17 protein-coding genes are annotated in these 13,488 nt (G+C 42.8%); 2 read left to right on the forward strand and 15 right to left on the reverse strand.

The annotated features are described in order from the left end of the window. Nucleotides 1–39: 39 nt before the first annotated feature. The 5 genes from DRED_RS12630 to DRED_RS12650 form a co-directional block, all read right to left on the reverse strand. Entirely contained in the window at nt 40–630 is a 591-nt protein-coding gene (locus tag DRED_RS12630) for a PilZ domain-containing protein (RefSeq protein WP_011878681.1), read from the reverse strand. A gap of 114 nt (nt 631–744) precedes the next feature. Beyond that, on the reverse strand, nt 745–1,587 hold the full coding sequence (locus DRED_RS12635; RefSeq protein ID WP_011878682.1) for an MBL fold metallo-hydrolase: 843 nt from the start codon (nt 1,585–1,587) through the stop codon (nt 745–747). A 115-nt stretch (nt 1,588–1,702) separates the two neighbouring features. Continuing rightward, a complete protein-coding gene (guaA, locus tag DRED_RS12640) occupies nt 1,703–3,244 on the reverse strand; it encodes a glutamine-hydrolyzing GMP synthase (RefSeq protein ID WP_011878683.1) in 1,542 nt (513 codons plus the stop codon). A 54-nt stretch (nt 3,245–3,298) separates the two neighbouring features. Next, nucleotides 3,299–3,838 carry a hypoxanthine phosphoribosyltransferase gene (gene hpt, locus DRED_RS12645; RefSeq protein ID WP_011878684.1) on the reverse strand — a complete coding sequence of 180 codons (540 nt, stop codon included), beginning with the start codon at nt 3,836–3,838 and terminating at the stop codon, nt 3,299–3,301. A gap of 147 nt (nt 3,839–3,985) precedes the next feature. Further along, a complete protein-coding gene (locus tag DRED_RS12650) occupies nt 3,986–4,729 on the reverse strand; it encodes a hypothetical protein (RefSeq protein ID WP_011878685.1) in 744 nt (247 codons plus the stop codon). A gap of 157 nt (nt 4,730–4,886) precedes the next feature. On the opposite strand from DRED_RS12650, the gene DRED_RS12655 reads away from it, so the two are divergent. Next, the gene (locus tag DRED_RS12655) at nt 4,887–5,219 is read left to right on the forward strand and encodes a nucleotide pyrophosphohydrolase (protein WP_011878686.1); all 333 of its coding nucleotides are present in this window, start codon (nt 4,887–4,889) and stop codon (nt 5,217–5,219) included. A gap of 15 nt (nt 5,220–5,234) precedes the next feature. Continuing rightward, the gene (locus tag DRED_RS12660) at nt 5,235–5,663 is read left to right on the forward strand and encodes a hypothetical protein (protein ID WP_011878687.1); all 429 of its coding nucleotides are present in this window, start codon (nt 5,235–5,237) and stop codon (nt 5,661–5,663) included. Between the two features lie 140 nt (nt 5,664–5,803). Here the strand turns inward: DRED_RS12660 and fliY are convergent, their stop codons facing one another. From fliY to DRED_RS12710, 10 genes are read right to left on the reverse strand one after another with little or no spacing between them, the layout of a single operon-like run. Beyond that, on the reverse strand, nt 5,804–7,039 hold the full coding sequence (gene fliY, locus DRED_RS12665; protein ID WP_011878688.1) for a flagellar motor switch phosphatase FliY: 1,236 nt from the start codon (nt 7,037–7,039) through the stop codon (nt 5,804–5,806). Further along, nucleotides 7,032–8,024: a flagellar motor switch protein FliM gene (gene fliM, locus DRED_RS12670; RefSeq protein WP_011878689.1), complete on the reverse strand. Its 993-nt coding sequence runs from the start codon at nt 8,022–8,024 to the stop codon at nt 7,032–7,034. The genes fliY and fliM overlap by 8 nt, the downstream gene beginning before the upstream one ends. A 42-nt stretch (nt 8,025–8,066) precedes the next feature. Beyond that, a complete protein-coding gene (locus tag DRED_RS12675; RefSeq protein ID WP_011878690.1) occupies nt 8,067–8,435 on the reverse strand; it encodes a response regulator in 369 nt (122 codons plus the stop codon). Nucleotides 8,436–8,455: 20 nt separating this feature from the next. Beyond that, nucleotides 8,456–9,073 (reverse strand): chemotaxis protein CheC, encoded by a 618-nt coding sequence (locus DRED_RS12680; protein WP_011878691.1) that lies wholly within the window; start codon nt 9,071–9,073, stop codon nt 8,456–8,458. Nucleotides 9,074–9,107: 34 nt separating this feature from the next. Further along, entirely contained in the window at nt 9,108–9,878 is a 771-nt protein-coding gene (locus DRED_RS12685; RefSeq protein WP_011878692.1) for a CheR family methyltransferase, read from the reverse strand. A 1-nt stretch (nt 9,879) separates the two neighbouring features. Further along, nucleotides 9,880–10,380, reverse strand: a complete 501-nt coding sequence (locus DRED_RS12690) for a chemotaxis protein CheD (protein WP_011878693.1) — start codon at nt 10,378–10,380, stop codon at nt 9,880–9,882. A 38-nt stretch (nt 10,381–10,418) separates the two neighbouring features. Next, nucleotides 10,419–11,219, reverse strand: coding sequence for a flagellar hook-basal body protein (locus DRED_RS12695; RefSeq protein ID WP_011878694.1), 801 nt, complete (start codon nt 11,217–11,219; stop codon nt 10,419–10,421). A 44-nt stretch (nt 11,220–11,263) separates the two neighbouring features. Then, nucleotides 11,264–12,037 (reverse strand): flagellar hook-basal body protein, encoded by a 774-nt coding sequence (locus DRED_RS12700; protein ID WP_011878695.1) that lies wholly within the window; start codon nt 12,035–12,037, stop codon nt 11,264–11,266. A 13-nt stretch (nt 12,038–12,050) separates the two neighbouring features. Continuing rightward, nucleotides 12,051–12,806: a sigma-70 family RNA polymerase sigma factor gene (locus DRED_RS12705; protein ID WP_011878696.1), complete on the reverse strand. Its 756-nt coding sequence runs from the start codon at nt 12,804–12,806 to the stop codon at nt 12,051–12,053. Nucleotides 12,807–12,821: 15 nt separating this feature from the next. Then, nucleotides 12,822–13,487 carry a flagellar brake protein gene (locus DRED_RS12710; protein ID WP_011878697.1) on the reverse strand — a complete coding sequence of 222 codons (666 nt, stop codon included), beginning with the start codon at nt 13,485–13,487 and terminating at the stop codon, nt 12,822–12,824. Nucleotide 13,488: the final 1 nt, after the last annotated feature.

Below are 13,488 nucleotides of genomic sequence, written 5' to 3' on the forward strand. Positions count from 1 at the left end.
AGCCAGAACAAATTTTTACATGTTTTTTAGAGGTCTGACCTACTCTTCTTGGATATGTTTCATCAATGAACAGCTATATAAGTAAGAGGCCAATATATGAATTTTTTCCAACTCCTCATAAAACTCCACACTGGCTGCATTTTGCATGGTCCTTAGAACCTTTGCACCAATGGTGATGGTATTATCTGGCAAAAATAATTCCAGCTCAATATCTTGCCCATCAACCAGTCTCTCCGGTGTAAAAAAGTATAAACCTCCGGCAGAAACATTAATGGTTTTAGTATTTATTTCCAAACCACTTGCTCGATAGATCATATTTAGCTCAATGGCTAAGCGTAAATATTTCCTTCTCTTTTTTTGGCCTAGGTCTGGAGGAACATAGATACAAAAATGCTTGTTCAGATCATTATCTAAAAAACAAATATAGCTATTAAATTCTGTCATATTTTGGGAATTGGACATACCTACTTTTATTTGCTGACCGGGGTTAATTACGGGATCTTGCTCTGGGTTAACAACTAAATAAGTTCCGTAATCAGCTACAATTTGCCCTGTAAATTCCTGCCTGGAAGAAAGATCACAGATGGTTATTCGACTGCCCTCTTCTAATTGCCCTTGGTCGCTATTCACTTGTTTCTCCCCTTAGATATGCTGGTTCTTAATACTTCTTTCGGACTTTCTACAAAATTCTGAAGGGCTCAAACTAATCTGGATTTTTCTTTCGGAGATTTTACAGTTACAAACTCAATCATACTGTAATTTTAACCCTACCCCTACCTCTTTTAAATTAACAACCTCTGACAACTCTATCTTGGCTTGAAGATCCGTACAATGACAGGCATGTACTTCCTTTGGTTGTAATGTCCTGAGATAATCCTTAACACCGTCCATCTGACTCCGGGGTGGACTTAGCAAATGAAATCCTCCAATAATGTCTAGCACCCGCTCATCCTGGCAAACCTTCTTAGCATACTCAACAATATTACAAATACCTGAGTGGGAACAACCAACTATAATGACTAACCCGTCCTTTGCTTTATACGCCAGGGCTGTATCATCCAACAGAAAATCCTCTTCTTCATGGGATTTTTTTAGGACAGTACCTAGGGGGGTCTTAGCTTCAAACTCATAGGTCCTTGGTATTTCACCTAGGAAAACTAGTTTTTCAGTAAGCCAAAGGGGATTTTTCAACAGCTTGAGTTCAAAGTGTTGGGAGAGTTTGCTCTTTGCCACAGTACTCCCTATTTCCCCCATTCCCTTTAATCGTTTGCTATAGAAAACATCAGAATGTCCCACAACCACAGGTTTTAACATCCCCGCTTGGTTTTCTATGATGGCTTCTGTATAAAGCCGTATAAGGGGATCTAAGCCCCAAGTATGATCCATATGCCCGTGGGAGAGTACAACGTAGTCTAATACCCGAAGATTGATCCCTATCTTTCCTGCGTTTTGTATAAATGCATCTGAATAACCAGTATCAAACAGGATTCGCTTTCCCCCGGTTTCCAAAAAGAACGACAAACCTGGCTCTCCAATCAAATACCGATCAATAATCGTATTGTTATCCACTAATACAGTAAGCTGCATGGTTTTCTCCTTTGTGGTTTAATCCCTCTTAGTTTGCCTTTATCATATCAGAAAAATTTATTCTTTTGATATACTAAAAAGCCTCCTGGTATTGTCCAGAAGGCTTTTCTTAACCCTACTCCCACTCAATGGTACCTGGGGGCTTGGAGGTGATGTCGTAAACAACCCTATTGATCTCTGCCACCTCATTCACCAAACGGGTGGAGATATTACCCAGCACATCGTGGGGAATCTTCGCCCAGTCTGCTGTCATGCCGTCATGGCTGTAAACAGCCCGTACCACAATTGCATAAGCATAGGTACGGCCATCGCCCATGACACCCACACTGCGCATGTCTGGCAAGACAGCAAAATACTGCCAAATTTCCCGGTTTAAACCGGCGTTCTTAATTTCATCGGTTACCACGAAATCAGCTTCACGCAGAATGGCCAGCTTTGGTTTGGTGATTTCCCCTAGGATACGAACGGCCAGTCCCGGACCAGGGAAGGGTTGACGCCAGACAATCTCCTCAGGCATTCCCAATTCCTCACCCAAGCGGCGAACTTCGTCTTTAAAAAGCCAACGTAAAGGTTCTACCAGATCAAACTTCATATCTTCCGGCAGGCCGCCTACATTATGATGGGATTTAATAACTTCCGCGGTGGCGGTACCGCTCTCAACAACGTCCGGATACAGGGTTCCCTGTACAAGAAAATCAATTTCACCCAGTTTTCTGGCCTCTTCTTCAAAGACACGGATGAACTCAGTGCCAATAATTTTACGTTTTTGTTCTGGATCGGTTACACCCTGCAGTTTTCCTAAGAAGCGTTCCGAAGCATCCACATGAACCAGCTTAATATTAAACTGATCCCGGAAGGTCTTAACAACCTGTTCAGCTTCGTTTTTCCGCAACAGACCGTGATCAACAAAGACACAGGTTAAGTTATCACCTACTGCCCGGTGCACCAAAACCGCAGCCACAGAAGAGTCGACGCCACCGCTCAGGGCACAAAGAACCTGACGATTACCGACCCTTTGTTTAACCTCTTTAACGGCTTCGTCCAAGAAGGAACCCATACTCCATGAACCACTACAGCCGCAGATATCAAAAAGAAAGCTCTTTAAAACTTCCATACCCTTTGGGGTATGGATCACTTCTGGGTGGAATTGCACTGCAAAAAGTTTTTTTTCGGGGTTTGCCATGGCAGCCACCGGAGCCTTTTCGGTTTGGGCAAGCACCTGAAAACCCGGAGGAACTTCCTCAACCCGGTCGCCATGGCTCATCCAGCATTCTTCATCAGCTGTCAGGTTCTTCAGGATATTGTCACACTGCATAACCCTTAATGTGGTACGCCCATATTCACGCATCTCGGCGGGCACCACTTTACCCTTTAACTGTTGAGTCATTAGCTGCATACCGTAGCAGATCCCCAGTACTGGTATATCCAGTTCGTAAACTGCCGGATCAACGGTGGGAGCTTTTTCACCGTAAACACTGGAGGGTCCACCTGAAAATATGATACCCTTAGGATTTTTTGCCTTTATTTTATCGATTGATACATTATGGGGCTCAATTTCGCAATACACATTGACATCCCGAATACGACGGGCAATCAGTTGGGTATATTGGCCACCAAAATCAAGAACTAGAATTAATTCTTGTTCTGCCAAGGACATGTATGTACCTCCGTTCAATCCTAAAATATTAGGCCTGGTTACCCAGGCTAAGTATTAACTTTGGTAAATTTCCGGCTTCAGCACGGCAATGTACGGTAAGTTACGGTAACGCTCATTATAATCCAGGCCAAAACCAACAACAAACTCATCGGGGATCTGGAAACCGTTATAATCGATGGGTACTTCCACTTTGCGACGGTCCGGCTTATCCAGCAAGGTGCAAACCTTGACACTGGCAGGACCCCGGGATTTTATATTCTCTACCATATATTGCAGGGTAAGACCGGTATCAACAATGTCTTCCACAATAATAATGTGTTTACCCTCAATACTTTTATCCAAATCCTTTAAGATGCGAACCACACCAGAAGAAACAGTTCCGGCCCCATAGCTGGAAACAGCCATAAAATCAAAAAAAGTAGGTACCTCAATGTTACGTACCAGGTCAGCCAGAAAAATCATGGCCCCTTTAAGAATACCTACCATTAAAATATCCTTACCTTGATAATCCTGTGTAATCTGTTGCCCTAACTGCTGAATCCGTTCATTAATTTGATTTTCTTCTAACAGTATTTTTTCCACATGGGGATGCATTTCTTTCACTCCTTACCAGTCATTACCTACCAAATGAGCATAACAAAAATAGTCATTTTTCGTCAATAGCTCTGAGGGAAGATTCTTAGTTTAGATTTTCCGATAAATGAATAAAAAATGCCGTTCTAGGGGGAAACGGCATAATCTTTAGTAGGGAACATTTTCCTGAGTTGTGGTACTAGCCTTTACCGGAGCGTCAATTTGCAAGTCACGATCATAGTCCCAGATTCGAATTTTCATATCTAAGCCGCTATTACCACTTTCAGGTCGATTAGCTTTAATGATAGCTTGACGAATATTGACATCCTTTTGGTCAACCCAAACCTTATAATAAAAGTCGGAAAACTGCTCTTCTAAAAATGCGTTTACCACATTAGGTTTTAATTCATAGACATAACATTTATCTTCGTCCAGATCTTCTTCTCCTACCATTTCAATTTCCGGTATATCTTTAAAATTAAAGTTTGCCAACGGGTTCAACTCCGTTATAAATAGTTCTGATTGGGAAAGCTTGATATCCTTGAGAGTTAACCACTTACCAGAAAAGGGGTCCTTCATGTAGGTATTCTCGTTCACCTGCGTAAACTCCACTGGTGTCTTTAACACAGTTCCCTTAATGTGTACTTTATCTGGCATGACCCGTTCGCCTTCCACTTTACTATAAAAACCGTTTTCCCCTAATAGTTTGGACTCCACTTCAAATCGAAAGCTTCGGCTGGCAAAAGTATTGTCCAAGGCGGTTGTAAAGCTTTTTTGCTTATCCAACTGGCTCTGGCTGGGACCTGAAAAAAAAGCGCTGCCCAAAAATATCACCAGGACAACGATACCGGCCACTGCTGTAATGGGACCCAGTTTACGCCTGTTTAATAATATCCATCTCGGTGTGAGCATGAAAATCCCCCCAGGCTTTTTAATGGGCTTTCTAATAAATAATACGCAATGGATTCTACTTTATTCCAATAACATGAAAAAGGTAGCTGGGGTAACAATAAAAGGAAGCGGGTGGTATAATATACCTGTGAATTTTTTCTAAAGCGGGAGTGATTCTGTGAGCCTCAAAGACATGCAAAAGGACGTTCATACTTGGATCAGCCAGTTTGAAGAGGGTTACTGGCATCCCCTGTCCATGTTAGCCCGTTTGACAGAGGAAGTGGGTGAATTGGCCCGGGAGGTTAACCACCTGTATGGACAAAAACCAAAGAAAGAGGAGGAGCCTGAGGGTAATCTGGAACTGGAATTGGCGGATATATTGTTTATTATTGGCTGTTTTGCTAATTCGATGGATATCGACTTAGATAAGGCCTTTGATAAAATGATGGAAAAATACCGACAGCGGGATAGCAATCGTTGGACCCGTATTGACCCTGAAAATAATGATTAAAGGAGGTTATACTCTATGTCTAAGGTGTTACTAATAAAAGAAAGCAGCCTGCACCCCCTTTCCCTGCTGGATCGTTTAACCGGGTACTTTGTCCAAGAAGATTATATTCTTAGCCATGGATTTAGTAACCTGGATGTGTTGTTAAACAGGATGATTGCTTTAAGTCAGCAAGGGGAGCACCAAAAAATTGTTTTTACAGTTTACCCTGGCGGGGATTGCTCCTTTATTAATACCATGAAAGAAACTTGTCCATTACTGGACTCCTTGCAGTCCAACACGCCAGAAAAAACATTGGCTTTTCTCTACGAATATGTACTGGGGACCATCCTTGGTTTAACCGCTGAGGTTCAACAACAAAATATCATCTGTTCCGATGATCTTCCCGGGGCCCTTAGGGACGTGGACGAGGGACAGTATGCTTTGGGCATTATTGTTGCTTCTTGAGTTATAATTTAAAATGCAAATGTTAATTCAGGCCAATGGTATATTGCCATTGGCCTTTAAAATGCTTATTTTCATTCTATTATTGGTGCCTTAAAGGACATATTATCTGTTAGCTAAGGACTAAGACTCAGGGCTAACGGCTAATTATATTTACTTAACCGTTTAACCCGTTCCATGGGACTAATGATATTGGTGATACGAATACCAAAATTTTCGTTAACCACCACCACTTCTCCAGTAGCCACCAGGGTTCCGTTTACCAGAATATCCACTGGTTCATCAGCCAGAGAATCCAGCTCCACCACTGATCCCGGAGCAATTTTCAACACATCTTTAATGGGACGCTTGGTTCTGCCCAGAATAACACTTACCTTTAGCGGAATATCTAAGATTAAATCCAAGTTTCTTTGTTCCAGGGAAGCCAAGGACGTCTGTTTAATCGGTGCTGCTTGCGGCGGCATGGCAGGAGTCGGAGGAGGTGCTGTTTCCTGCATCATTATGCCAGCCAATTCATCCGATTCCCTATCGTCAGATCCAGGTATGCTGGTGGCTGACGTAGCTGCTTCTGTTGGCACCATGGGAGCTTCCACCTGCTCTTCTGTGCCTCCCATAATGTCCTTCAGCAAAAGATGGGCTTCTTCTTTGGCAGTCTCCACCGACATAATCTGCATAATCTCTGTGTCCACCAGATCTCCAATTTTCATATCAAAGGAAACCACAACAATAACATCTTCGATATCCTGGGGTGGTTGAGCCAGTGGATCTCCCTTTGATCTTAACAAATTTGTTTGGGGCGGTGATATATTAATGGTCCGTTGGAACATTTGAGACAGGGATGTTGCCGCAGTTCCAATCATCATATTCATGGCTTCGGATGCTGCACTAATTTCTAATTCCGAGATTTCTTCGGACATGGGGGTACCATCTCCCCCCATCATTAAGCTGGCCATAGTGGCAGCATCATTAAGCTTAATCACCAATACATTATAACCGTTTAATCCTTCATTAAAGTCAACCTTGATGACGAGATAAGGAATATTAAAGGAATCGAATAATTGCTGTTTTGTTTGTATCTTAACCCTTGGGCTGGTGATATTTACCTTCTGGCTTAAAAGTTCTGACAGAGTTGTGGAGGCCGAGCCCATTGAGATATTGCCAATCTCCCCCAGGGCATCCATTTCTTCCAAGGTCATTAGACTACAATAATTCGCTTCCTCTGCCAATGCTTCTGGTTTAGCCAAGTTAGGCTGCGTATTTTCCGGTTCAATTACTGTATCAGACATTTCTGACTGATTCCCCAGAGGATCCGGTTCATTTCCCAGGTCTTGCCCTTTCATTAAAGCGTCAATTTCTTCCTGGCTTAATAGTTTAGACATTTTCCCACGCCTCCTCGGCCAGTGAGGTCACCTGAACCGCCAAGCTCTGGCCGACCGTTCCCACTTGCACTTTGTACTTAAGTTCTTCATCCACATACATATCAAGATCCTGAGTTAAACCTCTGCCTAAAGGCAATACATCTCCTACTTGAAGCTGCAAGAAATCCTTAACGGTTATTTGAGCCTCACCCATGACTACACTGATGGCCACATCCGACTCTCCCAGCCAGTACTCCAGCGCCATAAGTTCCTTCTGATCCTGCTCTGTTGTCTTGGTAAACTGGTTAGCCATAGAGAACTTCGACAAGATCGGATCCAATAAACTATAGGGCAAGCAAAGATTGATTAGACCCCTGACTTCCTCTGCCACCCCGGTGGAAAAAGTGATCACAACAACGATGTCATTGGGGGACATTAATTGGTGAAGATGGGGGTTAGCATCAATGGATTCTACTTTTGGAGATACCGACATAATATCTTTCCAACTAATGGTTAGGTGATCTAACAGTCTTTTGATAATCCGGTTGGATACCGATAATTCGATATCCGTAAGTTCCCTCGTTTTAGGAGGCATTTCTCCTAGGCCACCAAATTGAAGATCAATGATGGGGAACAAAAATTGCAAATTTGTCTCCATTAGTGCAGACCCTTTCAGTGGGGCCAAACTAAAAATCGTCATAACCGTGGGGCTAGGAACCGAATTGATAAACTCTTCATAGGTAAATTGACCTATGGATGCAATTTCAATGGTGATGGGTGTCCTTAAATAGCCTGATAAAAAGTTAGAAAGTAGCCGTGCATATCCCTCATGTAATACGTGCAGGGTGCGAAGCTGTTCCTTGGTGAATTTATTGGGCCTACGGAAATCATAAGATTTGTATTTCTTTTGTTCCTTGGTTTCAACAGTCTCCTGAGATACATCCCCGGACATCAATGCTGCCAAAAGTGAGTCTATTTCCCCTTGGCTCAGAACTTCCTTGGACAACCTTTACACCCCTTTACGATACCATCCTAAAAAAATATTTGACTAGGCACGGGAAAGAACACGTTCAATGGCTTGCAGAATACGATCCTGCTGGAAGGGCTTGACAATAAAGTCCTTGGCGCCGGCTTGTATGGCTTCCATTACCATGGCCTGCTGTCCCATGGCACTGCACATAATAATATTAGCTCCGGGATCTACGGCACGAATAGCCTTAACACCTTGAATCCCATCCATTTCAGGCATGGTAATATCCATTGTGACTAAATCTGGTTTTAACTCCTTAAACATTTGTAAAGCTACGGCACCGTTCTCTGCCTCTCCTACAACTTCATAACCATTCTTGGTTAATATATTTTTAATCATCATCCGCATAAATGCTGCATCATCCACAATCAAAATACGCTTACCCATGTTTACTACTCCTCCTAAAATTAAATTGTCATGCCTAGTGAACCAAATAATGTTTGCAAAGAACCTTGCTCTGTTATCATAAAGAAATGTCCCCTAATTTTCTCCTGGTCTTCGAATAGCAACGTCTCAATCATTAGAATATGTTCTTCAACATAGCCACCAGCTATCAGTGATGTACTTAACACAGCCCCCAGCATATCCGTTGCAAACATAGGGACAGTAGGAATCATATTTAATCCTGTCAAGGTACCAATGGCACTAAGAAAGGAACCTGTTAAAACGTTGCCAATTTCTTTAACGACGGACTCTCCCATCTCATCCAGTTCTTTCGTTGTACCTTGCTCCATACCCATCAACATATCCACCAGATTAAAAGTACTTTCAAGGTTAAAAAGGAATAGAATCTGTCCTGGGACATCCCCCTCTAACCGTAGGCTAACGCAACTTACAACTTCCTCCAAGCCACCCATTAGATCCATAACTTCATCCAAAGCAAGGAATTTACTCTGGGGAACAGCCATGTCAATCCGTTTATTTACCATAGTAGCCAGGGCGGTAGCCGCATTTCCCAGACCTATATTTCCTATTTCTTTGAGAACATCAAGATGACTTTCAGTTAAAGCCTGGTTTTCGGTCATTTCATCCCATCCTTTCAGCCACCTGTTTAGCTAATTATTTCTTTCGATAAAAACATGGAGAAACCTTTTCAAAACCAATTTCCGCATAATTAAAAATCGTTTCACTACCACCAATAAACAAATACCCCCCGGGATTTAAGGATTGGGCAAAACGAGCATTTACTTTGTCCTGGGCTTCCCGGGTAAAATAAATGGTGACATTTCTGCAGGCAATTAAGTCGTATCCCTTCGGATATGTATCAGCCAGTAGGTTATGTTGTTTAAAATTTACCTTTGATTTAATTTTATTACTGATAAAATACCTGCCTTGTTCTACTGTAAAGTACTTGGCTAGACGGTCCTTAGAAATGTTGCGAACCAAATCTGCCCCATAGCTTCCTGAGGCAGCGGCCTGCAGAATGGTATTATCAAGGTCTGTGGCATCAATTTGATGCCTTTTGCCGTTGGCAATCTCCTCCAGAATAATGGCAATGGTATAGGGCTCACAACCATTGGAACAAGCGGCACTCCAAATTTTTAAATTTCCTCTGTTCTGAAGCAACTCCGGTAAGACCTTTGTTTCTAGGGTTTGAAACATTTTTATGTCTCGAAAAAATTCTGAAACATTGATGGTAAGGTAATCCAAGAACTCATGCCAGGCATTTTTATTACTGGTTAAATAATTGAAAAATGTCTGATAATCGGGATATTGTTTTCGGGTCAGCAAATTGTCCAATCGTCTTTTTAGCTGGTTTTCTTTATAGCTGTGCAAATCTAAACCAAAGGTCTGATAGATTTTCTCTTTAAAACGATCAAAGTCTGTCATTCTATATCACCTTCAATGGAGAACCAATGGTCCGTATGGTGACCTGGCCGCTGGCTATATCAAAGATCATGGTTCTACCACGATTGCCACCCAATTCTTCTGCCAGTATGCGAATTCCCATACGAGACAAAATCTCCTTTACCATTTTAGAATTACGCTGACCAATATTTAAAACAAATTTTTCGTCCAAGCCTGAGAACATTTGGGCTCCGCCGGCTAATTTAGCCGTTAGCCTACTGGGGATACCGCCTAACCGTTTAATTTCATCAATCATCAACGGTATTCCCGTATCCGCAAACTTGGCAGGTTTTGTAACATTATTAAATTGTGTACTGTCCGGGAGCATTATGTGTAAAAGCCCTCCGACTTTTTTAACAGGATCGTAAAGCACCACCCCAACACAGGAACCCAATCCCAGGGTTATCAGGCGATTGGGGGAAGCTGCGACCTTGTAGTCGGCTATCCCGACCTGTATTTCCGCATTTCCCTTTGCTAGCTCCATGTCCGCCCCCCTAAGCTATATTATCATCAAGATTTATTTTATTTTCTTAAATTATTGGCTCTATCCCACATTTCATCGGCAGTTTGGATAGTGCGTGAGTTGGCAGCGTAAGCCCTCTGGGCTTCAATCATACCAATCATTTCTGTGGCTAAATCAACATTGGAACGCTCCAGATAACCAGAATAAATAGAGCCTATGCCATCCTCCCCTGGTACCCCGGAGGTCTCCTCTCCACTGGCCTCTGTGGCCATATATAGGTTGCTACCTTTACTGACTAGACCAGAGGGTGCCGGAAAGGTGAACAATTCAATATTCCCTACTTCCTCAGTTTTACCGTCTTCAATCCTTTGCCCCCATACCGTTCCCTTTTCATCCACAGAGTATGCTTTATAGGTTTCAGCATCCAGTTCTCCATCCCAAACCAGCTTATAACCACTGGAGTTGACTAAAACCGTTTCATCATCAATGGTTGTGATGTAAAAAGACCCATCCCGCGTATAGTATTCTATGTCATCATCCCCGGTGGCAGGGGTCACTTTAAAAAAGCCCTGTCCTTCTATGGCTAAATCAAGGTCACGACCAGTTTGAATTAAATCACCCTGGTCAATAACTCTGGCCAGCGATACGATTCTGACCCCAGATCCACCTTCCGGCCTGGGATCGTTGGCGGCTGGTATCCCATCTTCTCCAATGGCTTGTCGGACAATTTCACCAAAATCAGTCCTATTTTTTTTAAAGGCAGTGGTGTTAATGTTAGCAATGTTGTTACCGATGGTATCTAGTTTTAATTGGTGAGCCCGCATGCCCGAGGCTCCACTGGACAGTGTCTTAATAATCATTTAATCACCCACTTATTAAGAATTGATATCAGACTTCTTAACTTTTATTTCACTCGCCCCACCTGATTGATAGCTTTATCCAAAAGCTCATCTTGGATTTGTATTAACTTCTGGCTGGACTCGTAAATACGAGCCACGGGGATGATATTAATCATTTCTTGTACTGGGTCCACATTGGACTTTTCTAACCAGCCTTGGGTGACTGTGGTTGAAACAGCCGCTTCTGCAACTCCCTCGGGATCTTGAAAATAATTACCATCGGTTTTTTTCAAAAGAGCAGGCTCTGAAACTTCCACAATTTGCAGTTTATCAATTTCTTCTGCTTCTGTACCCTGTCCCACCATAATGGTACCATCTTCCTTAAGGGTAAAATCTTCCGGTTTTTCAAGGATAATGGGTCCGCCTTCGCCCAGTACCCGGAAGCCGTCGCCGGTTAATAAGGCCCCCTCCTCATTGACATGGAAAGAGCCGTCCCGGGTTAAAAATTGTTCGCCATTTTCATCCTCTACTACAAAATAACCGTTTCCTTCTAAGGCCATATCCGTCAGCTTTCCCGTTTCCGTAAGGGGTCCCTGTCCGTAATCGATATGAACTTGAGTAATCATATTCCCTAAAATACCCTTCCCAATGGGTTGTCGTTTTCCTCCCGGGCCATGGTTTTCCAAAGCCAACTGCAGGGATTCGGCAAATTGACTATCCACCATATTATTTTTCTTATAACCGGTTGTCGAGAGGTTCGACAGGTTATTGGTAACATTATTTAATTTCGCCTGTTGGACATTCAGGCTGTTCATGGTGATATATAATCCTCGCAGCATTGCTTACCTCCAACTAACTATTTAACATACTTTCCAGGGTTTTCTTTAATCTTTTCATCACCTGGGAATGAAGTTGACAAACTCTGGATTCGGAAACTTCTAATACCTGTCCTATCTCCTTAAGGGTTAGCCCCTCACTGTAGTAGAGAGCTAAGATTAGCTTCTCCCGTTCAGACAGTGTCTCTATGGCCTCCGCCAGCAGTCTTTTGCTTTCCTTTTCTTCTACGATGCTTAAGGGATCTGGGCTATTGGTATCCTCCAATAATTCCAGCTTGCTCATTTGGCTGCCATCATGACCGGCTACCTCTTCATCCAAGGACTGGATATACATTTTATTGGCATTAAAGATTAGTTGACGAACCTCTTCAACAGGTATTCCCATCTCTTTGGCCAATACCTCGTTAGTAATTACTTCACCCTGTTCCCTTTCTAAACGCTCCCGGGTGTTTTTTAAAAGTTGATTCTTTTGCCAGGCTGTTCTGGGCAGCCAATTTTGACGTCGCACTTCATCCAACATGGCTCCCCTAATACGGTGGTAGGCATAGGAATCGAAGCTGTGCCCCATGGCCGGATCGTACTTATCAAGGGCCTCCATTAACCCGATCACACCGTAACTTTCCAGATCCTCTCTTAGGATGAAGGAAGGTAATTTTACCGCAACTCTTCCTGCCAGATGTTTAACCAGAGGTAAATGAAGCAGGATTATTTTCTGCCTGGCTTCCGGATCACGAAGCGTTATGTATTTTTCCCATAAGAGATCAATCGACATGCTTTCCACATCCAATTACTGCCTGCGTTTTATTTGAATCATCCGTTCAAACACAAAGGCCATAATCATATCTTGCTGCTGGGGTCGAATATCGGTAAACCTTACGCCAACATGATATACCTTTGCTTCTTCGTCAACCAATTGGCATCGCATGACTCTGGCTAATAACTTAAACTCTTGGGTCTTCTTCTTTGCCTTTACAGCCAGTGTAAAGCGTACCATGATGTTTGTGCCCCGATTAATAGGCTCCTTTAAAGCAAACTTTAAGCCTCCGCCACTGAGATCTACAATACACACCTTTTTGAAGCTTGGTGACTCGTTGTCGGCCACTGCTTCTGCATACTCAATGTCCAACATCACCGGCACCCGGGCAAATTCCCTGAGCTGCACTCTGGTAATCTCTGACTCCTTTGGGTGTTTCAAGATATACATGGGTAACTTGTCCTGTTCTATCCTTCTGCCAATGGCTTCGGTAACAAACAGATAGGCACTGCCTTCCCCCATGTACTTTACACGAATTTGCTGTCCATGGGCTAAAATTAACGGATGCTTCTCCGCATATGGAATGGGTACATATATCCCTTTGTTATCCATATCATAAACAGAACTCAAATACTGTTCTTCTGTGTCCATTGGAAAAATAGTAACCTTTTGTCCCACTTTAATTCTTTCAATTGCCACA

The organism is Desulforamulus reducens MI-1, from assembly GCF_000016165.1.
GTDB lineage: Bacteria > Bacillota > Desulfotomaculia > Desulfotomaculales > Desulfotomaculaceae > Desulfotomaculum > Desulfotomaculum reducens.